At 27.0% G+C, this 24,617-nt stretch carries 31 protein-coding genes, 1 tRNA gene and 1 pseudogene; 22 read left to right on the forward strand and 11 right to left on the reverse strand.

Annotation, left to right across the window (positions count from 1 at the left end; genetic code table 11):
• Positions 1 to 15 precede the first annotated feature (15 nt).
• Together cybH and CARM_RS03960 are read left to right on the forward strand one after the other, a co-directional pair.
• On the forward strand, positions 16 to 708 hold the full coding sequence (cybH, locus tag CARM_RS03955; protein WP_139425203.1) for a Ni/Fe-hydrogenase, b-type cytochrome subunit: 693 nt from the start codon (positions 16 to 18) through the stop codon (positions 706 to 708).
• On the forward strand, positions 705 to 1,238 hold the full coding sequence (locus tag CARM_RS03960; RefSeq protein WP_139425205.1) for a HyaD/HybD family hydrogenase maturation endopeptidase: 534 nt from the start codon (positions 705 to 707) through the stop codon (positions 1,236 to 1,238). Before cybH ends, CARM_RS03960 begins: the two co-directional genes overlap by 4 nt.
• Before the next feature lie 25 nt (positions 1,239 to 1,263).
• Here CARM_RS03960 and CARM_RS03965 read toward each other — a convergent pair whose 3' ends face one another.
• Entirely contained in the window at positions 1,264 to 1,686 is a 423-nt protein-coding gene (locus CARM_RS03965) for a PepSY-like domain-containing protein (protein WP_139425207.1), read from the reverse strand.
• A 134-nt stretch (positions 1,687 to 1,820) separates the two neighbouring features.
• Between CARM_RS03965 and gltX the strand changes: the two genes are divergently transcribed.
• From gltX to CARM_RS03980, 3 genes are read left to right on the forward strand one after another with little or no spacing between them, the layout of a single operon-like run.
• On the forward strand, positions 1,821 to 3,116 hold the full coding sequence (gltX, locus tag CARM_RS03970; RefSeq protein ID WP_139425209.1) for a glutamate--tRNA ligase: 1,296 nt from the start codon (positions 1,821 to 1,823) through the stop codon (positions 3,114 to 3,116).
• Between the two features lies 1 nt (position 3,117).
• On the forward strand, positions 3,118 to 3,405 hold the full coding sequence (locus tag CARM_RS03975) for a YggT family protein (RefSeq protein ID WP_012661430.1): 288 nt from the start codon (positions 3,118 to 3,120) through the stop codon (positions 3,403 to 3,405).
• Positions 3,406 to 5,043, forward strand: a complete 1,638-nt coding sequence (locus tag CARM_RS03980; protein WP_139425211.1) for a lytic transglycosylase domain-containing protein — start codon at positions 3,406 to 3,408, stop codon at positions 5,041 to 5,043. It abuts the gene before it with no gap.
• Here the strand turns inward: CARM_RS03980 and CARM_RS03985 are convergent.
• Entirely contained in the window at positions 4,931 to 5,425 is a 495-nt protein-coding gene (locus CARM_RS03985; RefSeq protein WP_139425213.1) for a hypothetical protein, read from the reverse strand. The genes CARM_RS03980 and CARM_RS03985 overlap by 113 nt on opposite strands.
• Before the next feature lie 90 nt (positions 5,426 to 5,515).
• On the opposite strand from CARM_RS03985, the gene mobB reads away from it, so the two are divergent.
• From mobB to CARM_RS04015, 6 genes are all read left to right on the forward strand, one after another.
• On the forward strand, positions 5,516 to 5,995 hold the full coding sequence (gene mobB, locus CARM_RS03990; RefSeq protein WP_139425215.1) for a molybdopterin-guanine dinucleotide biosynthesis protein B: 480 nt from the start codon (positions 5,516 to 5,518) through the stop codon (positions 5,993 to 5,995).
• Between the two features lie 9 nt (positions 5,996 to 6,004).
• Positions 6,005 to 6,853: a class 1 fructose-bisphosphatase gene (locus CARM_RS03995; protein WP_139425217.1), complete on the forward strand. Its 849-nt coding sequence runs from the start codon at positions 6,005 to 6,007 to the stop codon at positions 6,851 to 6,853.
• A complete protein-coding gene (locus CARM_RS04000; RefSeq protein ID WP_139425219.1) occupies positions 6,853 to 7,047 on the forward strand; it encodes a hypothetical protein in 195 nt (64 codons plus the stop codon). Before CARM_RS03995 ends, CARM_RS04000 begins: the two co-directional genes overlap by 1 nt.
• Before the next feature lie 13 nt (positions 7,048 to 7,060).
• Positions 7,061 to 8,947: a methionine--tRNA ligase gene (metG, locus tag CARM_RS04005; protein ID WP_139425221.1), complete on the forward strand. Its 1,887-nt coding sequence runs from the start codon at positions 7,061 to 7,063 to the stop codon at positions 8,945 to 8,947.
• Positions 8,948 to 9,889, forward strand: coding sequence for a hypothetical protein (locus CARM_RS04010; protein WP_139425222.1), 942 nt, complete (start codon positions 8,948 to 8,950; stop codon positions 9,887 to 9,889).
• Positions 9,890 to 9,961: 72 nt separating this feature from the next.
• Positions 9,962 to 10,705, forward strand: coding sequence for a substrate-binding domain-containing protein (locus CARM_RS04015; RefSeq protein ID WP_139425224.1), 744 nt, complete (start codon positions 9,962 to 9,964; stop codon positions 10,703 to 10,705).
• Positions 10,706 to 10,747: 42 nt separating this feature from the next.
• Here the strand turns inward: CARM_RS04015 and CARM_RS04020 are convergent, their stop codons facing one another.
• Both CARM_RS04020 and queC read right to left on the reverse strand, forming a co-directional pair.
• The gene (locus CARM_RS04020) at positions 10,748 to 11,320 is read right to left on the reverse strand and encodes a YceI family protein (protein ID WP_139425226.1); all 573 of its coding nucleotides are present in this window, start codon (positions 11,318 to 11,320) and stop codon (positions 10,748 to 10,750) included.
• 66 nt (positions 11,321 to 11,386) lie between these two features.
• Positions 11,387 to 12,052 carry a 7-cyano-7-deazaguanine synthase QueC gene (gene queC / locus CARM_RS04025; RefSeq protein ID WP_139425228.1) on the reverse strand — a complete coding sequence of 222 codons (666 nt, stop codon included), beginning with the start codon at positions 12,050 to 12,052 and terminating at the stop codon, positions 11,387 to 11,389.
• A gap of 54 nt (positions 12,053 to 12,106) precedes the next feature.
• On the opposite strand from queC, the gene ybeY reads away from it, so the two are divergent.
• Together ybeY and CARM_RS04035 are read left to right on the forward strand one after the other, a co-directional pair.
• Positions 12,107 to 12,526, forward strand: a complete 420-nt coding sequence (gene ybeY, locus CARM_RS04030; protein ID WP_139425231.1) for an rRNA maturation RNase YbeY — start codon at positions 12,107 to 12,109, stop codon at positions 12,524 to 12,526.
• The gene (locus tag CARM_RS04035; protein ID WP_139425233.1) at positions 12,519 to 13,490 is read left to right on the forward strand and encodes a DUF3298 and DUF4163 domain-containing protein; all 972 of its coding nucleotides are present in this window, start codon (positions 12,519 to 12,521) and stop codon (positions 13,488 to 13,490) included. Before ybeY ends, CARM_RS04035 begins: the two co-directional genes overlap by 8 nt.
• A gap of 2 nt (positions 13,491 to 13,492) precedes the next feature.
• Here the strand turns inward: CARM_RS04035 and CARM_RS04040 are convergent, their stop codons facing one another.
• On the reverse strand, positions 13,493 to 13,903 hold the full coding sequence (locus CARM_RS04040; RefSeq protein ID WP_139425235.1) for a PepSY-like domain-containing protein: 411 nt from the start codon (positions 13,901 to 13,903) through the stop codon (positions 13,493 to 13,495).
• Positions 13,904 to 14,011: 108 nt separating this feature from the next.
• Between CARM_RS04040 and CARM_RS04045 the strand changes: the two genes are divergently transcribed.
• Together CARM_RS04045 and CARM_RS04050 are read left to right on the forward strand one after the other, a co-directional pair.
• Positions 14,012 to 14,542: a rhomboid family intramembrane serine protease gene (locus CARM_RS04045; RefSeq protein ID WP_139425237.1), complete on the forward strand. Its 531-nt coding sequence runs from the start codon at positions 14,012 to 14,014 to the stop codon at positions 14,540 to 14,542.
• Positions 14,539 to 15,027: a SixA phosphatase family protein gene (locus CARM_RS04050; RefSeq protein WP_139425239.1), complete on the forward strand. Its 489-nt coding sequence runs from the start codon at positions 14,539 to 14,541 to the stop codon at positions 15,025 to 15,027. The genes CARM_RS04045 and CARM_RS04050 overlap by 4 nt, the downstream gene beginning before the upstream one ends.
• A gap of 410 nt (positions 15,028 to 15,437) precedes the next feature.
• Here the strand turns inward: CARM_RS04050 and CARM_RS04055 are convergent, their stop codons facing one another.
• Positions 15,438 to 15,638 (reverse strand): molybdenum cofactor biosynthesis protein, encoded by a 201-nt coding sequence (locus CARM_RS04055; RefSeq protein WP_139425241.1) that lies wholly within the window; start codon positions 15,636 to 15,638, stop codon positions 15,438 to 15,440.
• 94 nt (positions 15,639 to 15,732) lie between these two features.
• Between CARM_RS04055 and CARM_RS04060 the strand changes: the two genes are divergently transcribed.
• Genes CARM_RS04060 through CARM_RS04070 form a run of 3 tightly spaced genes read left to right on the forward strand, consistent with a single transcriptional unit; the run spans position 15,733 to position 17,899 of the window.
• Entirely contained in the window at positions 15,733 to 16,416 is a 684-nt protein-coding gene (locus CARM_RS04060) for an aspartate/glutamate racemase family protein (protein WP_139425243.1), read from the forward strand.
• On the forward strand, positions 16,416 to 17,483 hold the full coding sequence (locus tag CARM_RS04065; RefSeq protein WP_139425245.1) for a tyrosine-type recombinase/integrase: 1,068 nt from the start codon (positions 16,416 to 16,418) through the stop codon (positions 17,481 to 17,483). Before CARM_RS04060 ends, CARM_RS04065 begins: the two co-directional genes overlap by 1 nt.
• 47 nt (positions 17,484 to 17,530) lie before the next feature.
• Positions 17,531 to 17,899, forward strand: a complete 369-nt coding sequence (locus tag CARM_RS04070; protein WP_139425247.1) for a hypothetical protein — start codon at positions 17,531 to 17,533, stop codon at positions 17,897 to 17,899.
• A gap of 1 nt (position 17,900) precedes the next feature.
• Here the strand turns inward: CARM_RS04070 and CARM_RS04075 are convergent, their stop codons facing one another.
• The gene (locus CARM_RS04075) at positions 17,901 to 18,767 is read right to left on the reverse strand and encodes a DMT family transporter (protein ID WP_139425249.1); all 867 of its coding nucleotides are present in this window, start codon (positions 18,765 to 18,767) and stop codon (positions 17,901 to 17,903) included.
• An 84-nt stretch (positions 18,768 to 18,851) separates the two neighbouring features.
• Between CARM_RS04075 and murA the strand changes: the two genes are divergently transcribed.
• Together murA and CARM_RS04085 are read left to right on the forward strand one after the other, a co-directional pair.
• Positions 18,852 to 20,108 carry a UDP-N-acetylglucosamine 1-carboxyvinyltransferase gene (murA, locus tag CARM_RS04080; protein WP_139425251.1) on the forward strand — a complete coding sequence of 419 codons (1,257 nt, stop codon included), beginning with the start codon at positions 18,852 to 18,854 and terminating at the stop codon, positions 20,106 to 20,108.
• Positions 20,105 to 21,271, forward strand: coding sequence for a molybdopterin molybdotransferase MoeA (locus CARM_RS04085; protein WP_139425253.1), 1,167 nt, complete (start codon positions 20,105 to 20,107; stop codon positions 21,269 to 21,271). The genes murA and CARM_RS04085 overlap by 4 nt, the downstream gene beginning before the upstream one ends.
• Here CARM_RS04085 and CARM_RS04090 read toward each other — a convergent pair.
• On the reverse strand, positions 21,261 to 21,698 hold the full coding sequence (locus CARM_RS04090; protein ID WP_139425255.1) for a hypothetical protein: 438 nt from the start codon (positions 21,696 to 21,698) through the stop codon (positions 21,261 to 21,263). The genes CARM_RS04085 and CARM_RS04090 overlap by 11 nt on opposite strands.
• A complete protein-coding gene (locus CARM_RS04095; RefSeq protein ID WP_139425257.1) occupies positions 21,695 to 21,991 on the reverse strand; it encodes a hypothetical protein in 297 nt (98 codons plus the stop codon). Before CARM_RS04095 ends, CARM_RS04090 begins: the two co-directional genes overlap by 4 nt.
• Before the next feature lie 111 nt (positions 21,992 to 22,102).
• On the opposite strand from CARM_RS04095, the gene CARM_RS04100 reads away from it, so the two are divergent.
• Positions 22,103 to 22,177, forward strand: a tRNA-Gly gene (locus tag CARM_RS04100).
• An 84-nt stretch (positions 22,178 to 22,261) separates the two neighbouring features.
• Here CARM_RS04100 and CARM_RS04105 read toward each other — a convergent pair.
• Positions 22,262 to 22,945 (reverse strand): hypothetical protein, encoded by a 684-nt coding sequence (locus CARM_RS04105; RefSeq protein ID WP_139425259.1) that lies wholly within the window; start codon positions 22,943 to 22,945, stop codon positions 22,262 to 22,264.
• Positions 22,946 to 23,039: 94 nt separating this feature from the next.
• Between CARM_RS04105 and CARM_RS04110 the strand changes: the two are divergent.
• A pseudogene (locus CARM_RS04110) lies at positions 23,040 to 23,312 on the forward strand (cysteine peptidase family C39 domain-containing protein); the annotation flags it as partial.
• Between the two features lie 4 nt (positions 23,313 to 23,316).
• Here the strand turns inward: CARM_RS04110 and CARM_RS04115 are convergent.
• Positions 23,317 to 24,588 carry a Cj0814 family flagellar-dependent secreted protein gene (locus CARM_RS04115; RefSeq protein WP_139425263.1) on the reverse strand — a complete coding sequence of 424 codons (1,272 nt, stop codon included), beginning with the start codon at positions 24,586 to 24,588 and terminating at the stop codon, positions 23,317 to 23,319.
• Between the last annotated feature and the right edge of the window lie 29 nt (positions 24,589 to 24,617).

Consider the following 24,617-nt stretch of genomic DNA (forward strand, 5'->3'; position numbering starts at 1 on the left):
GGAAAGGATTTTAGCATGGATACTAAACATTCCTTAACAACAGAAAGAAAGGCTGAATACGAATTTAGTATCGGTCTTCGTTTTACACATTGGTTAAGAGCTGTTGCAATTGTTATTTTGGTGGGGACTGGTTATTATATATCTTATGTGTTTCAAGCTCCTTCTATTTCATCAGAACCAACTTTGTTTATGCAAGCAAAATATCGCATGGTGCATCAAATTTTTGGTTTTATTATGATAGCTTGTGTGCTTTTTAAGACATATTTATTCTTTTTTGATCCAAAAAGTGCCAATGAAAGAAGAAGTGTAAAAGATATCTTTAATGTAAAATTATGGGTAAATCAAATTAAATTTTATATTTTTTTAGGAAAACATCCTCATTTGCAAGGTGTGTATAATCCTTTACAATTTGCAACTTATTTTTTCTTTTATCTTGTTATGTTTGGACTTATCTTGACAGGCTTGATCCTTTATATGCATGTATATCATGAGGGTTTGGGTGGATTTTTATATAATATCTTAAGACCTATTGAAGTTGCATTAGGCGGATTAGCTGATGTTAGAACCTATCATAGAATTTTAATGTGGGTTGTATTGATTTTCGTTCCAGTGCATATTTATATGGCTGTGTTTAATTCTGTTAAAGGTAAAGATGGTGCTTTAGATGCTATCTTTAGTGGATATAAATTTGTAAGAGAAAATCATTGAAGCTTCTAATTCTAGGTATTGGAAATATTATGTTTGCAGATGAGGGCTTAGGCGTTCATCTTTGCAAACTTTTAGAAAAAAATTATATTTTTTCTCATGAAAAAGATTCTATAAGTTTTGTTGATGGTGGAACTTTAGCATTGCAACTTAGTTATATCATTGCTGAATATGATGAAATGGTTGTGATTGATTGTATAGCAGCAGATGATGCTAAGATCGGAGATATATTTTTCTTTCCATATGAAGCTATGCCAAAAAAGGTAAATTGGAGTGGTAGCGCACATGAGGTTGAAATGCTTCAAACTTTGCAATACATGGAGCTTATGGGAGATTTACCTAAAACTCAAATTTTAGCTTGCGTTCCAAAGCGTATAGAGCCTTTGAGTTTTAAAATTTCAGATGAAGTTTTAAAATCTTTAGAAAAGATGGAAAAAATTTTACTTGATTTTTTAGAAAAAAAAGGTTTTGTTTATGAGAAAATTGCTAACTATAATATACAAGAGCTTGCATTAAGTTCTTATAAAAGCTAGACTAAGCAAAACTTAGTCTAGCTTTTTAATCATCAATTTTTTGCCCTAAAAAATTACCATTTATGTCAGTGTAAATTTCCATCATATTATTAAGCTTAATTTTATAACCTTGAATTTCTTTTTCAACTTTAGTTATACTTGCATTTGGATGCATTTTTTTAATCGTTGTTAAAACATTTGGACTTAAAAAAGAAGTATCAATAGGTCTGTATTTAGCATCAATTTCTTTCCAATCCCCATTAATAAAAAACTCAAGTTCTGTTCCATTATCAAGATAAACATCAAAACCATCAATATCTTGTTTAACTAAAGCAATGTTTGATCCTGCAAAGTGTTTCTGTATGAAATTTTTTGAATTTGCTGGTAAAGCGTTAATGCCTACAACCATATCTTTTGCAAAAACACAACTTGCTATTGCTAAACCAACTAGAGCTAATTTTAATTTCATTTTTAATCCTTTGTGTTAATTTGTTGATAAAATCATAATATTAATAAGTGAATTTTGTGTGAACTTTACAAAAATTAAAAGAAATAGCAAGTATTTAATTGTATAATGATAGAAAAATTTAAAGGATTATTAAAATGTATAGGTTTGCACCATCGCCTACTGGAGATATGCATATTGGAAATTTAAGAGCTGCTTTGTTTAATTATATCAAAGCAAAACAAGAAAATACAGATTTTATTTTGCGTATTGAAGATACAGATAATGCTAGAAATATAGCTGGAAAAGAAGAAGAGATAAAAGCTATTTTAAAAGAATTTGGTATAACTTGGCAACATTATTATGTGCAAAGTGAGAATTTAAAATTTCATCGACAAATGGCTTTAAAATTAGTAAGTGAGAAAAAAGCTTTTGCTTGTTTTTGTGCTGAGGATGAATTAGCTCATAAAAAAGAACTAGCTAAAAGTAAAAATCAAGCTTATAGATATGATGGTACTTGTGAGAAATTAACAGATATTGATGTGTTAAATTGCGAAAAGCCTTTTGTGATCCGTCTTAAAAAACCTCAATCGCAAATGAAATTTACTGATTATATTAAAGGTGAGATTAGTTTTAATCCTGAAGATATTGATAGTTTTGTAATTATGAGAGCGGATAAAACTCCAACTTATAATTTTGCTTGTGCGGTTGATGATATGTTAGAAGGTGTTACTTGTATTATAAGGGGTGAAGATCATGTCTCAAATACTCCTAAGCAAGAGCATATTAGAGCAAGTTTGGGTTATGATAAAAGCATGACTTATGCACATTTGCCTATCATTTTAAATGAAGAGGGTGTTAAAATGAGTAAAAGAGAGGCTCATTCTAGTGTAAAATGGATGCTTGATAATGGTTATTTAGCAAGTGCTATTGCTAATTATTTAATACTTTTGGGTAATAAAACTCCAAAAGAGATTTTTACTTTAGAAGAGGCTATAGAATGGTTTGATTTAAAAAAAGTTTCAAAATCTCCTGCTAGGTTTGATACTAAGCGTTTAATGCAAATTAATCGTGAGCATATAAAAATGCTTGATGATGATAAATTAAATTCTTTATTAAACTTAGACAAAGATGTAGCTGAACTTGCAAAATTTTATACCCAAGAAGCCAGCACACTAAATGAAATAAGAGAAAAAATACAAGCAATTTTTGCAGTTAAAAATTATAATGAATTTGAAAATGAATGCAAGTTGATTAAAGAAGTTTTAAAAGATTTAGATTTACCTCAAGAATATGATGAGTTTAAAAAGATTTTGATGGAAAAAACAAATTTAAAAGGTAAAAATTTCTTTATGCCTTTGCGTTTAGTATTAACAGGGGTTACTCATGGACCTGAAATGAGTGAGATTTATACTTTAATCAAACCTTTTGTAAAAGAAATTATAAAGGAGTAAAATGGGAGTTGGAACAAGTTTAATTGTGTCATTGGTGCAAATTTTTTCTTTGGTTATTGAAATTTATGTATGGATTATAATCATTGCTGCGTTAATTTCTTGGGTGAGACCTGATCCGTATAATCCTATAGTGCAAATTTTATATCGTTTAACAAATCCTGCTTATGCTTTTGTCAGAAGATTTATTCCTACTACTATAGGGAGTATCGATTTAGCGCCTTTGATTATTATTTTAGGGTTAAAATTTATTCAAATATTTTTATCAAATTTAATTTTAGGAAGTTTGTAAGTGTTAAAAAAAAGTATAGTATTGCTCCTAACTGGGGTGGTTTTTGCAAATAGTGCAATGTATTCTTATAAAGAGTTAGAGCAAAAACCAAATTCTTTGGCTAAAGATTATTATTTATATCGTTTATTAGAAAAAAACGAATTTAAAAAAGAAAAAATCGAAGGTCTAAAAGAACATATTTATAGATATGCAGGACGCATTAAGAATGCCATTGAAGCTATTGTTCCACCTTTGGGATATAATAAAGAATATGAATTATGTTATAAATTTAATACACAAAATATCTTAGATGCTAACACTACTTGTCAATTTATAAGATTAAATAGTTTAACTTTTATACAAGATTTAAACACTTCTGTTCGTAATGAAATGAAAAAAGTTATTCCACAAGATAATGTTAATTTAATAAAACTTTTAGATGCTTTTGATGCAAAAGACCCACTAAGCTATGTGGTGTTAAATTATGATAGTGTAAATTTTTATAAAGTGTATAATTTTTTGAAAGATAAAAAAGATCTTTTTTTAGAAAAAGATTTTGTAAATGAACTAGCCAAAGAAAAAGATTTTACAGATTTTGTTAAAGAACTAGTAATTAAAAGAAAAAGCCCATTAATCAGAAAATCTTTGGTTAATGTTGATGCAAATTTAACTTTTCAAGATAATGCTTTTTATTTAGGTGTAAATGCTATTTTAGAAAATGATGAGCAAAAGGCTTTAGAGTTTTTTCAAGTCGCAAAGGATACTTTTAAAAGCAAGCCTTTAGTAGATAATGCAATTTTTTGGGTTTATTTACTAACTAAAGATAAAAAATATCTTGATGAATTAGCTCAAAGTAATTCTTTAAATATCTATAGTCTTTATGCAAGAGAGTTAAAAGGTTTGTCTATACCTAAAATAGAAAAATTGCAACCAAAAAAACAAAAAAATGATTTTAATATGCAAGATCCTTTTGCATGGCAAAAATTAGCTAAACAAATAGCAAAAAGTTCGCCGAGCGAACTTGAAAAACTTGCTAAAGAATTTTATACAAAAGATAATATAGCTATATATGCTTATATTAAAGAAAGAGCAGAAGGGTTTAAAAAACATTATTTTATAATGCCTTATTATGATCTTTTAAAAGATTATGCAATACAAAGACAAGCTATGATTTTAGCACTCGCTAGACAAGAAAGTCGTTTTATACCAACTGCTATTTCTACTTCTTATGCTTTGGGTATTATGCAATTTATTCCATTTTTAGCAAATCATATAGGCAATAAAGAATTAAAAATTCCAAATTTTGATCAAGATATGCTTTTTGAGCCAAAAACAGCATATATGTTTGCAAATCATCATTTAGATTATTTAGAATCTAAACTTAACTCCCCGGTTTTTGTAGCTTATGCTTATAATGGCGGTATAGGTTTTACCACTAGAATGCTCAAAAGAGAAGATATGTTTAGAGCAGGAAAATATGAACCATTTTTATCAATGGAGCTAGTTCCTTATGCAGAAAGTAGGACTTATGGTAAAAAAGTTTTAGCTAATTATGTTGTATATTTGCATCTTCTGAACGATAATACACCGATTTCGAAATTTTTTGAAACTTTGATTCAAAACACTGATTCTCAAAGCATAAGTTTAATTGCAAAGTAGGTTTTTGGATTATTTCATTTAGAGTGATTTTGTAATAATTTGCATAATCACTCTTGAGTATATATTTAAATAATTCATCATTTTCTTTTAAAGATGTTATCATAGTTTTTTTTCCTTCTATTAACATTGAAATTTGGTCTTGATTTATATTGACACTTGGTAAAAAGCTTAATATAAAAATCTCTTCTTTGCTTTTTTCATCAAGTACAGGATTTAAATAGCTAAGAATGGCAACATATCTTATATTGTTATATTGAAAATTTATTTTTTGTGCATACATTAGAGTTTGACTTTTTAAATTTGCAATGCTTTGTTCTTGGGTTTTATTAGAACAAGCATTAAAGATAAAAGCAAGTAGTATAATAGTAGAAAATTTTTTCATATTCTATTCCTAATTTTTTTATAATTATAAGCTTTTAACTTTTAAAAAGATATAATTGTTTTTATTTTCTTTGAATTTAAGGAAAACATAGTGAAAAGATTGGCAATGGCATTTAGTGGGCCTTCTAATTCTGGTAAAACTACTTTGATAACTCAAGTTGCTAAGTATTTTATGGAGAAAAATTATAAAGTATGTATTATAAAACACGATCCAAAAGATAAAGCTAGTTTTGATATAGCTAAAAAAGATAGTTTTAAATTTTTTCAAAGTGGTGCTGATGTTATGGTTTTAAGTCCTACAAGGACAACTTTATTTACACATTCTTCAAGTACTTTAGATGAAGCTATATCTAAGTTAGGTGATTTTGATTTTTTATTGATAGAAGGATTAAAAACTTTAGATATGCCAAGAATTAGTGTATTTTGTAAAGAAATAGACGAAAGTTATTTTGCCTATTCTAGTGCTATAGCAAGTTATGAAAAAGTTTTTTATGAAGAGTTAGTTTGGATTCATTTAGATGATTTAGAAAGTATTTGTGATTTTATATTAAAAAATTCAAAAAAAGTATAGGGGTAAAATATGCAAGAATTAATCAATGATATACAAAAAGCAGTGATTGAAATTTCAAAAGAACTTAGATATTTAACAGATTTTGATTATACTACTTCTCAAAATGCAACCGGAGATACTCAACTAAAACTTGATGTAAAAAGTGATGAGATTATTACTAGAGTTTTAAAACAAAATAAAAATATAAAAAGCTTAATTAGTGAGGAAAAGCAAGAGCAGTTATTAATCAATGAAAATGAAAAATATATTATCGCCTATGATCCATTAGATGGTTCTTCTTTAGTGGATGTTAATTTTGCTATAGGTTCTATTTTTGCTATTTATGAGCAAAGGGCTAGTGCAAAAAATTTAAAAGCAGCAGTTTATGCTATTTATGGTGTGCGTTTAGAGCTTATAGTATGTATAGATACTCCTAAGCTTTATAGATTAAATGAAAATGATGAATTTGTTTTTGTTAGAGATTTAAAGCTAAATGAAAAAGGTAAATTGAATGCAAGTGGAGGCACGCAAAAAAATTGGTCAAATACTCATAGAGCATTTATAAAAGCTTTATTTGATGAGGGTTATCGTTTAAGATATTCAGGTGCTATGGTGAGTGATTTACACCAAATTTTACTCAAAGGTGGAGGATTGTTTTCATACCCTGCAACTACCGATGCACCAAATGGAAAATTAAGAGCTTATTTTGAAGTATTTCCTTTTGCGTTTATATTTGAAAAGGCAGGGGGGCTTTCTACAAATGGAGAAAATGATTCTTTGCTTGATTTAGAATTTGAAAAAATTCATGCAAGCACTCCATGCTTTTTAGGTTCAAAATATGAAGTTGAAAAACTAAAACAAGCTTATAAAGGTTTTTAATGGGTGAAATTAAAGATGAGTTTGAATTAGCTTTAGAAGTTAAAAAAAACGAGCTTCAAGCTTGCCAAAATGAAAAAAACTTAAAATCTTGTTTGCCTTGTCCTATGATTTTTGAATGTGCTTTGAGAAAAGAATATATTGAAGCAGTTTATAAAAGCATGTCTAAAGGTAAAGAAGGTGGATTTGATTTTTAATTAAAGGTTGAAAATGCGTTATATTACTACTCCAATATATTATGTAAATGATGTGGCTCATATAGGTCATGCTTACACTACAATTATAGCAGATACTTTGGCTAGGTTTTATCGCTTGCAAGGCCATAAAACATTTTTTTTAACAGGTACAGATGAACATGGCCAAAAAATAGAGCAAGCTGCTAGTGCTAGAAATTTTAGCCCAAAAGAATATGCAGATGAAATTAGTGCTAAATTTAAAAAACTTTGGGATGAGTTTGAAATTTCTTATGATTATTTTATTAGAACTACTGATGAAAATCACAAATTAAGCGTACAAAAAGCATTTAAAAAAATGTTTGATAAGGGTGATATTTATAAAGGGATTTATGAAGGATTTTATTGTGTTTCTTGTGAAAGTTATTTCACTCAAACTCAACTTGTAAATGAATGTAATTGTCCAGATTGTGGCAAAAAAACGCAACTTTTAAAAGAGGAAAGTTATTTTTTTAAACTTTCTAAATATCAAAATCAAATTCTTAAATGGTATAAAGAAAAAGAGCCGATTTTACCTAAAAATAAAGCTAATGAATTAATCCACTTTGTAGAAGGTGGCTTAAAAGATCTTTCTATTACAAGAACGAGTTTTGAATGGGGTATAAAGCTTCCAAAAGAATTAAATGATGACAAACATGTGGTGTATGTTTGGCTTGATGCTTTGATGAATTATGTGAGTGCTTTGGGCTATGGACTTGATGATAAAAATATGGATCTTTGGCCTGCTCACATTCATTTTGTAGGTAAGGATATCTTGCGTTTTCACGCAGTATATTGGCCGGCGTTTTTGATGAGCTTAGAACTTCCTTTGCCTAAATTTGTAGCAGCACATGGTTGGTGGACTAAAGATGGTGAAAAAATGAGTAAATCTAAAGGTAATGTTGTAGCACCTAAAGAAATTGCAGATACTTTTGGTTTAGAATCTTTTAGGTATTTTTTACTCAGAGAAGTTCCTTTTGGTAATGATGGGGATTTTTCACAAAAAGCTTTAATTACTAGAATCAATACAGAATTAAGCAATGAGCTTGGAAATTTATTAAATAGAATTATTGGTATGAGTGCAAAATATTCTCAAAATATTATTGGTTGTAAGGATGTGAGTTTGTATTTTAATCAAGAATTAAGTGAATGTAAAAAGTACTTAGATAATGCAATTAATGCTTTAGAAAATATTCAACCAAATCGCTATTTAGAAGAACTTTTTAAGGCTTTATCCTTGGCAAATTTATGTATTAGCAAATATGAACCTTGGAATTTGATTAAAAATAATCAAATGCAAAAAGCAAATGCTTTGGTGGCTTTATGTGCTAATATTTTAACAAAGGTAACAATTTTACTTTTTGCAGCCATGCCAAAGACAGCTTTGAAAATTGCTAATGCTTTAAATTTTGAAATCTCAAATGAAAATTATCAAAAATTAATCTTAAACAATCAATTATGTGATTTAAAATCTAGCTCGTGTGAAGCTTTGTTTCCAAAAATTGAATTAACTCAAGAAGATAAGAAAGAAGAAAAGGCAGAAGTTATACCGAGTTTGCCTCAGATTAAAATTGATGATTTTAAAAAAATTGAAATCAAGGTGGCTTTGGTGAAAGATTGTCAAAATATAAAAGGAAGTGAAAAGCTTTTAAAATTTCAACTTGAGCTTGAAAATGGTGAGTTAAGACAAGTGCTTTCAGGTATTGCTAAATTTTACAAAGCCAGTGAATTAATAGGTAAGCAAGTTTGTGTGATTACAAATCTAAAAAAAGCTAAAATTTTTGGGCATGAAAGTCAAGGTATGATTTTAAGTGCCCAAAAAGATGGAAAATTAGTTTTAATTAGTCCGCAAAGTTTTATAGAAAATGGAGCTTTAATAGGCTAAATGAATATTTCTAATTTTATTGAGCTTATTAATGCCCAAGTTTTAAACTATGGAGCAACTTCTAGTGTCTATGATTTTAGTATTGATTTAAATAAAATTAAACAAGCTAGTGTTTTTTTTGCCAAAAATCAAGAGCAAGCTAATTATGCAATAAAACTTGGTGCTTATGTTATAGTAAGTCAAGAAAAATTAAAACTTGAAGATAAAGATGTGTATTATCTTCAAGTTTATAACCTAGAAGAAGCTATTTTTAGGCTTTTTAGATTTTTTTGTGAAGAAAAATCTTACGAGTTTGTATATTGTAATAATATAGAATTAAAATTTGCAAAAGCTTTTAATTTTAAAGTCTTAAATTCAAATATTTTACTTGATTTTGAACTTTTAAAAAATGCCAAAGAAAAAACTTTTTTTTATTCTAATGATGAAAAATTTATTTTAAAATTAAAATCAAATTATCATATTTTAAAAAAATGCACTTATGAAATTTTAGGTATAAAATCTTTATTTCAAACTACCATTCTTTGTAAGAATTTATATTTTAAAGATTTAAAATTTGCTTTTTTTTATGCAGATATTTTTGCTAGTTTTATTGATTTTATTGAAAGTAAAAATTTATCCTTTAATTTTAATGAAAAAAAATTAGAGCTTTTTAAAGCATATTTTTTAGATTCAAAAAATGAAATTTGTGCTTTTGGTAGTAGTTCTAGGGTGGTTTTGCTGGTGGAAAATGATGAAGATTTTGAATTTATATCACAAAAACTCCAAAATATAAAGGGTTTTAAAACTGCACTAAGAAATTCTTTATTTTGTGATTATTCGTATTCAACTTTAAAAGAGTTTAAAAAAAATATTGATTTTACATATTGTCTTATTAAAGAGAATCGAGAAGATTTTTTAGCTTATTTTTTACCCAATGAAAAAGAAATTAATTTATTTGATTAAATATATTTAAAAATAATTTTTATTAACTATAAAAGGCTATATTTTCACATTAGTTTTTATTAAAGGTTTAACATGAAAAAATTTTTATTTTTAAGTTTATTTACAGCAGTTGCTTTAAATGCTGAAATTTTGGTATATGGTCCTGGTGGTCCAGCACCTGTTTTAAAAGAACTTGCTAAGCAATTTGAAGCAAAGAGTGGTGAGAAAATTATTATTAATGCAGGTCCAACTCCTAAATGGATAAAACAAGCTAAAATAGATGCTGATATAATTTTTTCCGGAAATTCTTCAATGATGGATGGTTTTATTAAAATGTTGCCAAATCAAATCAAAGTAGAAGATATTCAAGTTTTAAACGCTAGAGGCTCTGGTATGATAGTTAGAGCAAATAATCCTAAAAAAATCAAAAAATTTGAAGATATTTTAAAAGATGGTGTTAAAGTAATGGTTGTTGATGGAGCAGGGCAGGTTGGTTTGTATGAAGATATGGCTTTAAAAACAGGTAAGGCTGAAAATTTAGAAAAATTAAGAAAAAATATCGTGGTTTATGCTAAAAATTCAAAAGCTGCTGTCGATGAGTGGAAAAATAACCAAAATATAGATGTGCTAATTATATGGACTCATTGGATTAAGGCAGTTGGAGAAAAAGATAATAAATTTATTAATGCAGATAAAAATTCAATCATTTATAGAGCAGCAGAAATTGCTCCAACACAAAAAGGAGTGAAAAATCCAAAAGTGGCTGAATTTATACAATTTATTCAAAGCAAAGAAGCTCAAAAAGTATGGAAAAAAGAAGGTTGGTTGGGTAGATAATTTTATATTTTCACAAGCATAAAAATATATGCTTGTGAGAGTTTATTTTTCGTTCATCTCCGCTTCGATATTAATTTGTATTTCATCTCCAAGCGTCAAAGTAGAAGTTTCTGGTGCAAAACTAAAATCACTTCTTTTGATTTGTCCTTGTAAAGTAAAGCCAGCTTTTTCTTTGCCACTATCTGTTTTAATTACTCCACCAATTTCTGTATCTAAAACAATCTTTTTTGAAACGCCAGCTATATTTAAATTCCCATACATCCTACCCTTTTCGTTGGAAATTTTTTCATATTTATCCATAGTGAATATAATATCTGGATATGTTTTTGCTTTGAAAAAATCATCTTGTTGTAAATGAGCATCTCTTGCTTTGTTATCTGTGTTAATTGAAGATACTTTTATTTTAGCTTCTAGTTTATTAAATTGAAAACTAGAGCTATCAAAATCTATATCAGCATTATAATCTTTAAAATTTCCATTTACATTGCTAATTTGCAAATGTTTGATTTTAAATGCTACATTAGAGTGTGCTTTATCTAAATTAAAATCTTTTGCAAAAATATTAACATTTACCAAAGAAGCGATTACAACAGAGCCTAGTAAAAATTTTTTCATATTTTTCCTTTGTTTAAATTTTTAAATAATAAATATTATTAAATAAAAGTAAATATAAGTAAGAAATTACATATAAAAAATTACATCTTCACAACCTATTTCTTTAAAACCTTTTAGTCTTAATAAGCAGCTATCGCATTTACCACAAGCTTTATCTTCTCTTTCATAACAAGACCAAGTATATTCTAATGCTACTTTTTCTTTTAAAGCTAGATCAACTATTTGCCCTTTACTTAGATGAACTAATGGGGTTTTTATTTTTACTTTGTAAGTTTTTGTAGTTCCTTCGTTAATAAATTCATTTGCCTTTTGTATGAAGTTTTCACTACAATCAGGGTATCCACTACTATCTTCTTGCACAACACCTATAAAAATACTTTCGCATTTTTCTTTCTCAGCTATAGACCCTGCAATAGATAAAAAAATTCCATTTCTAAAAGGAACATAGGTATTTGGCACTTCTTTTTCATGGAGTTTTTCTTTTGGAATTTCTAAATTTAGATCCGTTAAAGAATTTCCGCCAATATTAGCTATAAAAGAAACATCTAAAATATATTTTATTTTTATGTCAAGCTTTTCACAAATTTTATTAAAACATTCTCTTTCTTTAAGCATGGTGCGTTGATTGTAGTCAAAATGTAAAGCAATAATTTCATATCCTTCTTTTTTAGCCAAATATGCACATAAAGTGCTATCCATACCACCACTTATAACACAGAGGGCTTTTTTCATATACTTTTCCTTAATTTTGATATAATTTAAAATTATAATTTTAAAAGGATAATAATGATTTTTTGTGAAGAAGAAATGGAAATTTCTTTTCTTAAAAAAATTGCTGAAAAGATGAGTGATAAAAACATAGAACTTGTTTTAGTGGATGAAAAAACTATGCATGAGATCAATCTAAATCAAAGAGGTATAGATAAAACAACAGATGTGTTGTCTTTTCCACTTTTGGAAAATTGTGAAAATTTACTTGGTTGTATTGTGATTAATTTAGATGAAGTTAGTAAAAAAGCAATACAATTTAAACACAGCAATCAAGATGAAATGTCTTTGCTTTTTATTCATGCAATGCTTCATTTGCAAGGTTATGATCATGAAGTAGATCAAGGACAAATGCGAGAAAAAGAAAAAGAATGGATTGATTTTTTTAAACTTCCTAAAAGTTTAATTGTAAGAGTAGAGGAGGAAAAAGATGATTAAAAGAATAGTTTTTGGATTAGGTTTGTATGCAAGTTTATATGCATATGAAGAAAATATTTTTGATATTAGTTTTTTACAAGGAAAGGAATTTGATATTCAACTATATAGCTCATCAAAAAGCAATACAAGTTATGGTTATGTGCAAACTAAGCAAAAACAACATAGTTTTTGGGGTAGTGCTAGAAAAAATGAATATTTTATTGATATTATTGATTTTGGTACATGTGCTTTAAAAGATATGAAAAATAATAAAATTGATGCTTTGTGTAAAATAGAAAATAAAAAAGAAGAATATACTTTTGAAAAAAAACCTTCAGAATTTAAAATATATAAATTATCTTTAAAAGATCAAAAACAACTTAGTGAGGATAATAAAACTATAGACTTTGATTATAGTGCAGATTTACTAAAATACTCTAGTAAAAACAAAAATTTAGAAAAAATCATTGATGATTTTAATGAGAATTTAAACGAAGTTTCATTGGCTCAGATGGCAAAAGAAAATAGGGAAAAATGGAAAAAAGAAGAAATTGTTGTTAGTGATTTTTTATCACAATCTTATGTTTTTTATCAAGATGATAAAATCATATCTTTAGGAAAAAATATTTATGAGTATAAAGGTGGTGCTCATGGAATGATGGATTATCAAAGAAAAACATATGATATTATAAATATGACTTTGATTAATTTAAAAATGGAATTAAAATTAGAAAATGAAGATTTTAAAAAACTTATAAAAGAAAAACTTTCTAGTCTTTATAATGAAAATGAACTGTTTGATCTTAAAGATTTCAAAATGACTGAAATTTTTGAAGTGAGAAAAGATGGATTGGTTTTTATATGGGAGCCTTATGAAATAGCCCCTTATTCCACTGGTGCTGTGGAAATTTTCATAGATTTTAAAGAATTAAATCCTTTTTGGAAAAAAAATTCAAAACTTTCCTATTTGAGCTTAGCAAAATAAGCTCAATCATCGTATTTTTGTCTTAATATTGTTCCATTGTTGTCTATATAAAGCTTTATTTGATTATTAAGCTTTATTTTATAGTATGAAATTTTTCTTTCTATTTCAACTATGGAAGCATTTGGATAAGAATTTTTTATAGTATTTTGTATAGCTAAAGGTAATATAGAAAAACTTAAAGCTTTGAAATTTTCAGCTTCTTTAAATTCTCCTGATAGTAAAAATTCAAGTTCGCTTCCATCGCTTAGATATATTTCATAAGAATAACCATCTTGCTCAACTAAACCAATATCTGCATTAAAATGTTCTTTTATAAAATTTTTAACTTCTATTGGTAAAGAATCAGGGGCGATGACTATACCAGCATTAAGAGTATTTAAACTAATTAAAAAAGCTATAACTAATTTTTTCATTTTAAACCTTATAAGATTTTTTGCCGATATTGTATCTTATAAATGTGAATTTTATGTGTAAAGCTAGTTTTAAATAGCTTTTTATTAAATAAAAATAAAAGTAGGGCAATGGTAGCTTCTTTTTTAATAGCTTTAAATGTTATTGTATTTATTTATGTGAATTATCTTCATACAGGTGATTTGAATTTAGATATTTTTTTGGGTTTAAATTTATTTTTCTTTCAAGGGTTTTATTGGCAAATTTTAAGCTCTATGTTTATGCATGGAAACTGGGCTCATTTGATATTAAATATGATAGTGCTTTTTCAATTTGGTTCTATACTAGAAAGATATTTGCAAAGTTTTAAATTTGCCTTACTTTACCTTTTGGGCGGAGTTACTTGTTCTTTACTTAGTATTTTTTATATTTATTTAAGTTTTGATGGAAATTTTGTAAATGTGGTGGGAGCTAGTGGTGCTATATGTGTTTTAATGGGTTTTTATGCGTATTTAGATAAAAGTGCTACCAAAGGGCTTATCGTAGCTATATTGCTAATGAGTTTTGTGCCTATTTTTATGGGGGTAAATATAGCTTGGTATGCACATATTTTTGGATTTATATGTGGATATATATTAGCTAAATTTAGGATTATAAGATGAAATATATTTATTTTATAAGACATGCAAAAGCACAAAAAGATATACAAATTCAAGACTTACAAAGAGATCTTAGTTCTAGTGGTAAAGATGATCTTAAAACTATGATTTATAGGATTAAAGATTTAGATTTTAAAGCACAAAATATCATATCAAGCCCTGCAAAGCGTTGTATAAAAACAGCACAAAAATTATGCAAAAGTTTTGCTTTAAAAGAAAAAGATATTTTAATAGAAAAATGTTTTTATGATGGTTCTTTTGATGAAGTTTTAAATTATATAAAAAATATAAAGCAAAATAGGGTAGTGCTTATAATGCACAATCCTTTACTAGTGCAATTATGTGAATACTTAACTCATATTGATTTAGAAAATTTTCCAACCTCTGCTATATTATGTATTAAATTTAATATAGATAGCTTTTATAATATAAAAGAACATAGTGGAGAAGTTATTTTTTTTGATTATCCTAAAAGTTCTGATTTATAATTTATAATATTATTAAGAAAAAACTAAGAATTATTTTAAGCTAAAAATAACAATATTATTTTTATATCTTATTTTATACATAAAATCAATATTATTATTTATCAAAAAATTATACTTATTTTTTTATGGATAAATTATTTTCACCCAAAAAATAAAATCATTTAAAATACCATAAAATAGGTATTTTATTTTTATATTTATATATGATAGTATGGTAAAATATAAAAGTTTGAAAATTATAGTTTTCAATACAAAATATATATAATTTTAATATTTTACTATTTATCATATAATTTTACATATTAATTAAGTTTTAATTAATATATTTTTTATGAATTAAAAAGCTAAAATTATAAGTGAGAATAAAGATTGGATATTAGAGTTTAAAATATATAAAGATTTTAGTTTTATTAAGATTTTTGGATTAGTCTTGAAAGTTGTTTTGCCAAAATCATAGCACTATTTTCATCTTTGGATAGTTTTTTCATATTTTCTTTAAAATCATAAAGTCTTTTTTCTTGTGCAAAATCATTTTCAAAACCAATATTTTGCTGATAGCTAATATCTTTCTTTGGAAACTTTGGTGTTTTTTTCTTCTTCATAAAAAACATTTTTTTATCCTATTTCGATTTTTATTATTATAACTAGATATTTTTTAAGTAAGTTTTTTTTATAATTTTTTATATTAAAAACAAAGGAAAAAGTTTGAAAACTATAGGTTTAATAGGTGGAATGAGCTATGAAAGCACATTAAGCTATTATAAAATTATCAATAAAATAATTAATGAAAAGTTAGGAAAGCTACATAGTGCTAAAATAGTTCTTGCAAGTGTTGATTTTGAAGAGATAGAAGAATGCCAACGCGAGAATGATTGGCAGAAAGCAAGTGAAATTTTAACTTATCATGCCCTACTTTTACAAAAATGTGGAGTTGATTTCATATTAATTTGCACTAATACTATGCATAAATGCTATAATGATATTCAAAAAAATATCCAAATTCCTATTTTGCATATTACTCAAGCAATATTTTTAGAACTTAAAAAACAAAATATTGATAAAGTATTGTTGTTAGGGACAAAATACACTATGGTTGAAGATTTTTACAAACAGCTTTTGATTACGTCAAATATTGAAGTTTTTATCCCTAAAAATGATGATATAGTAAAAGTTAATGATATCATTTTTAATGAACTTTGCAAAGGTGTCATAAAAGAAGATTCTAAAAAATATTTTGATAATTTAATCATTCAATTTCCACAAGCTCAAGGAGTAATTTTAGGTTGCACTGAGCTTGGTTTGATTATAGATAAAAGCTCTAAAAAACTTTTTGATAGTGCGTATATCCACGCGAAGGTAGCTGCTTTAAAAGCTTTGGGGATTGAGTGATGAAATATTTGTTAGATTGTGAAGAAAATTTTGAAAAATCTTTTTTATTTTGGCTTTGTAGGTATATAAAATTTAAACTTAATTCTCTTTCAAATAAAGAGTTAAAAGATCCGCAAGCTTTAGCTGTGGTAAATTTAGCTTTAAGTAAAGGTGTTAAAAATATACAAGAACTTGATGCTTATGTAAAAAAAGCTAGAAATGCTGGACTTAGCGGAGTAAATACTTATTTTAATCCTTTAAAAAAACTTTATGAGTGTTTGATGTTTTATAAACTTTATTCGCTAAAACAAATTGATGAAGAGCTTTTGGTGGAAGTTTTAGCAAGCATTAGTGCTTCATTGTCTGATGCAAGTAAAAAAAATTACCGCATAGCTGTGATTAATTTTTTTGCATTTTTAGATAAACAAAATGAAGAAGAACAAAAGGCACATATTTTTGATATAAATCTTAAAAATTGGGCTGGAATTAGTGGTTCTAAGGGGGTTAAGCTACCTGAATATATGAGTGAAGATGAAGTAGGTAAATTTTTAAATGCTATTGATAATACTGATTTTAAAAATAATACTATACGCAATCGTTTAATTATTAAAATCATCATTTTTACAGGAATTAGAGTTAGTGAAGCTATTAATATAAAATTAAAAGATATTAGTGAAGAAAATGATCTTTATATCATACGCATTAGAGGCAAAGGTAACAAATATCGCGTTGTGATGATTAAAAAAGAGCTTATAGAGCATCTTTTAAAAGATGTTAGAGTAAATTATCTTTCTCAAGATGGACTTTTATTTGTTAATCGTAACGGAAAAACTCTAACTCAAGCTTATGTTTCTCGTATAGTAGAGCAAATCTTATTTAAAGCTGGAATTCGTAAGCAAAAAAATGGTGCTCATATGTTAAGACATACTTTTGCTACCCTACTCTATAAAAAACAAAAAGATTTGGTTTTGGTTCAAGAAGCACTAGGACATGCAAGTTTAAACACTTCAAGAATTTATACTCATTTTGATAATGAAAAGTTAAAATTAGCCGCAGAAGTAGCTAAAAAACTTTATGATGGAGATTAAATATTTTTTTAAAAATCCGATATATGCTCTTAAAGAAAGGATATATTATGCAAATAAATGACTATACTGGTAAAATCAATCCTTATATTTTAAATACTCAAAAAGAAAACAAAGAAAACAAAGAAAATAAGAATTTTATAGAATTTAAATTCACTCAAGGTATAAAAGAGCTTGAAAAAAGCATTAAAGAAGGCCAAGATGGAGGAAAATCTGAAGATGAGTTAAGCAAACTTTACAAAGAGCTTTCTAAAATACAGGCTAAAATTGCAGAATTGAATGCAAAATTACAATCAAGTCAAGATCCACAAAAAGCACAAATGATCAATTCTCAAATTCAAAGTTTAAATACACAAATGCAAAGTATTTATGCAAGAATTATGCAAATGTTATCTCAAGCTATGCAAGCTGCTAAATAATTTAGTTATTTAGTGTGTGTTTAGCATTCAAAAAGACACTAAGAATAATTAAGCTAAAAGCAAAAAGATCAATTAAACTATAAATAGTTCCTAAAAATAAAAAACTCATCAAAGCAGCAGCCACAGGTTCGATACAAGCTATCATACTAGCCTTAAAAGCTCCTATTAATTCAACCCCCTTTAAGTATAAACAAAAAGCTCCTATTGTGCCTATGAGTATGATTCCACTCATAGCTAAAAATGAATTTAAAGAAAAATTATGTTTTGGGATATTCCCTTGTAATAGTGTAAAAAGTAAAAAAGAAGCAAATAAACTAGCTAAACCCATGATTAAAAATAAGCCATATTTTGCTATGATAAGCCTAGCGCTCAAAGAATAAAACGCTACTCCAATAGCTCCAAAAAATGCCCAAATAACACCTCTTATATCAAGCTTTAATGCATAAATATCCCCATTTGTTATAAGTAAAAATAAGGCAAAAAGTATTAAAAATAAAGCGATTAGTTCTATTTTTTTAGGAAAAATTTTATTTTTAAAACACATAAAAAGCATTATGATTAGGGGTGCATTGTATTGAATCATCGTAGCAGTTCCCGCATCAGTATAATAAATGGCCTTAAAATAACCATATTGAGTTATCAATAAACCAAAAATTGAAAAAATTAAAAGAGAGTTAAATTCTTGTTTTTGCTTTAATAATTTTAATTTGAAATTTTTTGCACCTAAAATTATTAAAATAATACCTGTAAAAAGTAAGCGATAAAAACTCACCCATTCAGCAGAATAATGATTTTTAAACAAATACTCAGCCAAAACCCCGCTTATGGCCCAAAATATCCCACCAAGTATAACTAGAAAAACTCCCAAAAAATACCTTTAATCTTATTAATTTATATAATATTTGTAGTAAAATATTATTATATCATTAAATGTATATTTTAAGGAAAGTTAATGACTTATTTGGAGATTGATGGTGTTGAAAAATTAAACGGAGAAGTGATAATAAGCGGTGCTAAAAATGCTGCACTTCCTTTGATAGCTTCAAGTATTTTAGCTAAAAATGAAGTGCAAATTTCAAATTTACCAAATGTTGCAGATATTTGCACCCTACTTTCTTTGCTTGAAAATTTAGGAGCAAATTATACCTTTAAAGACAATTTCGCAAAGATAAATACAAACAATCTAAATCAAACTATAGCAAAATATGACATAGTGCGTAAAATGCGTGCGTCTATACTTACCCTAGGACCATTGCTAGTTAGATTTGGAAATTGTGAAGTTTCTTTACCTGGAGGTTGTGCTATAGGACAACGCCCTATTGATTTACACCTTTTAGCTTTAGAAAAAATGGGAGCTAATATCGAGATTAAACAAGGTTATGTAGTAGCTAGCGGAAAGCTTAAAGGTGCTGATGTGATGTTTGATAAAATCACCGTTACTGGTAGTGAAAATATCATCATGGCTGCAGCCTTAGCTCATGGTAAAACTAGACTTTTAAATGTTGCCAAAGAGCCTGAAGTGGTGCAACTTTGTGAGGTTTTAGCTCAGGCTGGACTTGATATACAAGGCATAGGATCTTCTGAACTTGAAATTTATGGCACAAGTGGAGAGCTTTTAGAATTTAAACCTTTTGAGATTATACCTGATCGTATTGAAGCAGGAACTTACTTGTGTGCAGGAGCTATCACTAACTCAAAAATCACTCTAAAAAAGGTCAATGTGAATCATCTTAGTGCAGTTTTAGCAAAGCTAGAGCAAATGGGATTTAGTTTTGATATTAATGAAGATAGTATTAGTATAAATCCTACTAGAGAAATTAAGCCGGTTGAAATTTTAACTAGTGAATATCCGGGTTTTCCAACGGATATGCAAGCACAATTTATGGCTTTGGCTTTAAAAGCAAATGGTACAAGTATTATTGATGAAAGATTGTTTGAAAATCGTTTTATGCATGTGGGTGAGCTTTTAAGAATGGGAGCTGATATAAGATTAAACGGGCATATTGCCACTATAAATGGCACTAAAGAGCTTTTAGGGGCTGATGTTATGGCTACTGACTTGCGTGCATCTTCGGCTTTGATTTTGGCAGCTTTAGCAGCTAAAGGAACAAGTAAAATTCATAGAATTTATCATCTTGATAGAGGTTATGAAAATTTAGAAGAAAAATTTAAAAAACTAGGTGCAAATATAAGAAGGCTTGAAGAATGAGAGATATTTTTGCAACTTTAGAGCTTTTAAAAGAGCAAATCAAAGCAAAAAATGAGTTTCAAAAAGTAAATTTAACACAAGCTTTGGGGTGTATTTTATATGAAGATGTTTTTGTTGAAAAAAACTTACCTGCTTTTGATAATTCTGCCCTAGATGGTTATGTGCTAAATTATGCGGATAAAAATGAATTACTAAAGATAAAAGGAAGTATTTTAGCAGGAGATAAAAATAATTATGTTTTAGCTAAAAATGAATGCTATAAAATTATGACAGGAGCTAAAATTCCACAAAATGCAAATACTATTTTAATGTTTGAAGAAGCTTTACTTGAAGATGAAAAGCTCAATGCGAAAAATGCTAAAGAAAACAATGCTATCCGTTTTAAAGGCGAGGAAGTAAAGTTTGGAGAGCTTTTGTTTAAAAAGGGGCAAAAAATCACTTCAGGCATGATAGCTATGCTTGCTTCTCAAGGAATTTATGAGTTAAATGTCGTTAAAAAATTGCGTGTTGGGATTTTTTCAGGTGGAGATGAGCTTGTAGAGCCTTGGAAAAATGCTGATGAATATAGCGTATATAATGCAAATGCATTTGGAATTTATGCTATTTTGCAAGGTTTGGCAGATGTTGAGTATTTAGGGCTTATAAAAGATGATTTAAGTGCTTATAAAAAACTTTTAGATAATAAAGAATTTGATATGCTTATAAGTAGTGGTGGAGCTAGTGTGGGTGAAGCTGATTTTATCAAACAAGCTTTGTTTGAATGTGATTTTAGCCCTATTTTTGAAAAAGTCAATGCTAAACTTTGCAAGCATGTAAAACTTTTTAGCAAAAACAATATGCTTTTTTTAGCCCTACCAGGAAATCCTTTAGCCTCTTTAGTTTCAACGCATATTTTCGCAAAAAATATCCTTAATTTGCTTTATGATATAAATCTTTTAAAATTTGATAAAGCAAAATTAGCTGATGGTTTAAAGTTTAAAGGTCAAAGGAATGATTTTGCTTTTGGAAAATTAATCAATGGATATTTTAAACCAAGTAAAGCTAAATTTGGTTCAGGTATGATAAAGCCATTATATGAAAATTCATATATATTTATAAGTAAAGAAGATGAATTAGAATATAAAAAAGATCAAGAAATTGAAATTTTACAAATCAATCATTAGTTAGTGGTGCTGAAAATACTTTAAAATCTTTGTTTTCTTTTTGCTTTTGTTCTATTTTAAGCTGCCAAAAATTAGTACTAAATTTTAAGCTATTTAGGCTAGATGTTTGCATAGGATTAATATTTTCTATTTTTGATGTGATTTTATTGTTTATTCGTTCATTGATATTTTCTTTTGTTTTCTTTTCAAGTTTGATTTTAATTTGTTCTTTATAGCTTTGCTCATCTAAAACTATTTTCTTTTCAAACTGATTTGTTTCTTTGTTAAAAACTAATTCTTCTTTGTATTTTTTCATTTTATCTTCTGCAAGTTTTTTATTTTGCTTTAAAAGATAATCAAAAGGTAAATCATACAAAGAAGATTTTTTATTTTGTCCTTTATTGTTATTTGAAAATAATTCTTTAAAATTGTTATTAGAAATTTTCATAATCTTGAATTATCTAAAGTTTTAAAAAGATTATTTAAAATATTTTCTTCATTTTTTTGGTATTTACTCTGGCGTAATTTTTCCCAAGCATATACACCATATTCTTTTGAAATTGATCCTATGGTTAAATCTGTGTTATTAAAAGCATTGTTACTATTTTTTTTATACTCTTTTTCTTCTTTATCTTTAAGTGCATTAAGTGTAGCTTGAAATTCATCTGAAGAGGTGTTTTTTTCTTTGATTTTTGTCATATTATTTAAAACTAATGGATTATTTTTATTATTTACTTGCATGAAAATTCCTTTTTATATTTTAGTATTATATATAAGCAAAAAACATTCCTTAATTTTAAAAATTTGACATTAAAATAAAGTTTTGATAAAATCACAGTCTGCTTTGCAAAAGCGGGAATAGCTCAGGGGTAGAGCACAACCTTGCCAAGGTTGGGGTCGCGAGTTCGAATCTCGTTTCCCGCTCCATTTTTCTATAAATTGAATTTTTGTAATTTAGTTTTATTAAAAATCCATGATTACTTTCATTGATTTAATTAAGTAAGAAATAATTCAAACTTTAATATTTATAATTTTTGATATAGTGTTTTGAGAAAGGAAATCATTAGCTTTTTCTATATCATTGCTAAATTTTACATTAAAAAGAATTTCTAACTCTTCATTTGTGTTAAATTTATTTTTTAAAAGATTCTTTACAAGTTCATTTCTTATATTATCACCTTTGTAAGTTTCTTTGTTTTTACTTTCGCCTTGTATGGGTTTGAAATGTTTTTCTTTATTTTTTTCTGAATTTTCTTGAAAGTTGTTGATTTTCTTACTAAAATCAACAGAGTATGTTTTTTGAAGCTCAAGGTATTTTTCTTTAAATTCATCTATGCTTTTACTTGTATGAAAAATTTTAACATAAGCTTCATCATAACTTATTCCATTTATACTTAGCCAATGGGGTGATTTAGAGTTTTCATCCATCCATTTGTATAAATTTTCAACTTCTAATTTTGATAATTCATTTTTTCTAAGCTTGTCTTCTATTGAATCTTCAAGTAATTCTATTTTATCACTAAATTTTTTAGAAATTTTATATAAATCTATTAAATCATTACCTAGTTTTTCTCTTTGTTTTTTTGTAAGTTCAGAATTTCCATTTTCCACAATTTCGTTTTTTATTTTATTAAGTGTTTCTAATGGATTTTCCCCAAAATATTTATTAAAAGAGCTTAATGGAAATGTTATCATTTTGTTATCCTTATTACATAAATGTCTATTTAAATATCGACCATTTTTTGTATAAATTTTTAAATTAAAATATATTTGATTTTATCAATAATTCATTATTAACATACCAATGCTCGTAAAAATTGAAAACGACCCACGCTTTCCACATTTTGTGGTAATTATTAATTATAAAGGGGGTTATTTACAAGTATTTGATCCAAGCTATGGAGAGTATATAAGTTCTAAAAGAGAATTTTTTAGCATTTGGGATAGATATAATAAAGGTGGATATGCTTTAATTGTAGCACCAAAAAAAGAATTGAAGAAATTTAAATTAAATATACCAAAACATTTATTTTTTGAAATAAATCATTTTGGTATAAATTAAAAGATTACGCCCTAGTTTGATTTAAAATATTATTTAATTTATCCATTACAGAATTTACATAAGAATTTATACTTTCATTGCTAGGAGAGTAGCCACTAGCTTTAGCTTGATTAAATTGATTATCAAACCAAGCCCCACCATAACCTATGCTTGAATTTTGCCAAGCAATATTATTTTCTTTGGCATAAATTTTAGAATCAAGCCAACCATCTTGAGCGTGTGCTTTTAAAATTTGTGCAAAATCGACTTTACCTGTCATAATATCATTTAAAGAGGCTAAAGAACCATCAAAACTTTCTTTTGCCATAGCTTCTTTAAATGCTTGAATTTTAGGATTGACTTTGGTGCTTCCACCTTCTAAAATTGTTCCACCACTAGATTTTAAAAAACTCATAAATAAAGCTTCTTTAGGATAACTCCCATCTTCATTTTTTGGATAAACAGACATATCGGGATTAAAAGTATCTTTTGCTATATCGCTATCTAAAATTTGAGTTTCCATACTTTCAGGGGAAAAATCTAATTTTTTTAATCCTGTATTGATAGAATTTTGCATTCCTATGCTATCTATAGTATTGTATTGCTCTTGTGTATCATAAAAATTTGTTATAGTTTGTTTATTTAAATTTTCTAAAGAAGCAAAATTGTTATTTGTGTCATAAACGCTATAACCTTTTGGTAAAGAATTTAAATCTTCTACACTAAAACTAGTTTTATTAGAATTTTCAAAACTATGATTTATGATTTGATCAAATTTAGAATAATATTGTCTTATAGTATCAGCCATATCTATGTTTGTATAGTAACCACCAGTTACACTCAATGAAGTTTTACTTGATGTGCTAAAATAATTTTCCTCATTGTATCTATACAACTCATCTAAAGTAGATTTATGTATCTTAAAATCTTCAGGCAATCCCGCTGCTTTATTAAAATCACTACCCATATAGCCACTAGAATCAACACTATAACCATAAGCCATAGAAGCAGGATTATTAGCTTGTCTATATTTTAAAGCATAAATAGAATTTTTAAAATCGCTTGATATATGATAATTAGGGGAGTCATTTTTTATATTATTTTTATTTGACATTGCTTCATTGAGTGCTAATGTTTGAGTATTATTACTTTGAATTTCAATTAATTTACTAGCATTTTGTTTAACAAAAGTATTTGCAAAATTTGTTTTTGAACTTGTTTTATTTTCTTTATTTGCTTTTGTTTGTGAAATGATAGAACCATAAGATGAACTATCATTTATACTAAATATACTCATTAGGCAATTCCTTAGATTTAGATTTTGCC

This window comes from Campylobacter armoricus (assembly GCF_013372105.1).
GTDB lineage: Bacteria > Campylobacterota > Campylobacteria > Campylobacterales > Campylobacteraceae > Campylobacter_D > Campylobacter_D armoricus.

Coding starts and splice junctions, on each gene's coding strand:
- CARM_RS04090 (WP_139425255.1), bottom strand. CDS start 21,698: ATGAAAATTTCTAATAACAATTTTAAAGAATTATTTTCAAATAACAAT.
- CARM_RS04000 (WP_139425219.1), top strand. CDS start 6,853: ATGGGTGAAATTAAAGATGAGTTTGAATTAGCTTTAGAAGTTAAAAAA.
- murA (WP_139425251.1), top strand. CDS start 18,852: ATGACTTATTTGGAGATTGATGGTGTTGAAAAATTAAACGGAGAAGTG.
- CARM_RS04115 (WP_139425263.1), bottom strand. CDS start 24,588: ATGAGTATATTTAGTATAAATGATAGTTCATCTTATGGTTCTATCATT.
- CARM_RS04040 (WP_139425235.1), bottom strand. CDS start 13,903: ATGAAAAAATTAGTTATAGCTTTTTTAATTAGTTTAAATACTCTTAAT.
- CARM_RS04095 (WP_139425257.1), bottom strand. CDS start 21,991: ATGCAAGTAAATAATAAAAATAATCCATTAGTTTTAAATAATATGACA.
- CARM_RS04045 (WP_139425237.1), top strand. CDS start 14,012: ATGGTAGCTTCTTTTTTAATAGCTTTAAATGTTATTGTATTTATTTAT.
- CARM_RS04050 (WP_139425239.1), top strand. CDS start 14,539: ATGAAATATATTTATTTTATAAGACATGCAAAAGCACAAAAAGATATA.
- CARM_RS04070 (WP_139425247.1), top strand. CDS start 17,531: ATGCAAATAAATGACTATACTGGTAAAATCAATCCTTATATTTTAAAT.
- metG (WP_139425221.1), top strand. CDS start 7,061: ATGCGTTATATTACTACTCCAATATATTATGTAAATGATGTGGCTCAT.
- CARM_RS04065 (WP_139425245.1), top strand. CDS start 16,416: ATGAAATATTTGTTAGATTGTGAAGAAAATTTTGAAAAATCTTTTTTA.
- CARM_RS03965 (WP_139425207.1), bottom strand. CDS start 1,686: ATGAAATTAAAATTAGCTCTAGTTGGTTTAGCAATAGCAAGTTGTGTT.
- CARM_RS04085 (WP_139425253.1), top strand. CDS start 20,105: ATGAGAGATATTTTTGCAACTTTAGAGCTTTTAAAAGAGCAAATCAAA.
- CARM_RS04010 (WP_139425222.1), top strand. CDS start 8,948: ATGAATATTTCTAATTTTATTGAGCTTATTAATGCCCAAGTTTTAAAC.
- cybH (WP_139425203.1), top strand. CDS start 16: ATGGATACTAAACATTCCTTAACAACAGAAAGAAAGGCTGAATACGAA.
- ybeY (WP_139425231.1), top strand. CDS start 12,107: ATGATTTTTTGTGAAGAAGAAATGGAAATTTCTTTTCTTAAAAAAATT.
- CARM_RS03985 (WP_139425213.1), bottom strand. CDS start 5,425: ATGAAAAAATTTTCTACTATTATACTACTTGCTTTTATCTTTAATGCT.
- CARM_RS03995 (WP_139425217.1), top strand. CDS start 6,005: ATGCAAGAATTAATCAATGATATACAAAAAGCAGTGATTGAAATTTCA.
- gltX (WP_139425209.1), top strand. CDS start 1,821: ATGTATAGGTTTGCACCATCGCCTACTGGAGATATGCATATTGGAAAT.
- CARM_RS04020 (WP_139425226.1), bottom strand. CDS start 11,320: ATGAAAAAATTTTTACTAGGCTCTGTTGTAATCGCTTCTTTGGTAAAT.
- queC (WP_139425228.1), bottom strand. CDS start 12,052: ATGAAAAAAGCCCTCTGTGTTATAAGTGGTGGTATGGATAGCACTTTA.
- CARM_RS04015 (WP_139425224.1), top strand. CDS start 9,962: ATGAAAAAATTTTTATTTTTAAGTTTATTTACAGCAGTTGCTTTAAAT.
- CARM_RS04035 (WP_139425233.1), top strand. CDS start 12,519: ATGATTAAAAGAATAGTTTTTGGATTAGGTTTGTATGCAAGTTTATAT.
- CARM_RS03975 (WP_012661430.1), top strand. CDS start 3,118: ATGGGAGTTGGAACAAGTTTAATTGTGTCATTGGTGCAAATTTTTTCT.
- CARM_RS04105 (WP_139425259.1), bottom strand. CDS start 22,945: ATGATAACATTTCCATTAAGCTCTTTTAATAAATATTTTGGGGAAAAT.
- CARM_RS04055 (WP_139425241.1), bottom strand. CDS start 15,638: ATGTTTTTTATGAAGAAGAAAAAAACACCAAAGTTTCCAAAGAAAGAT.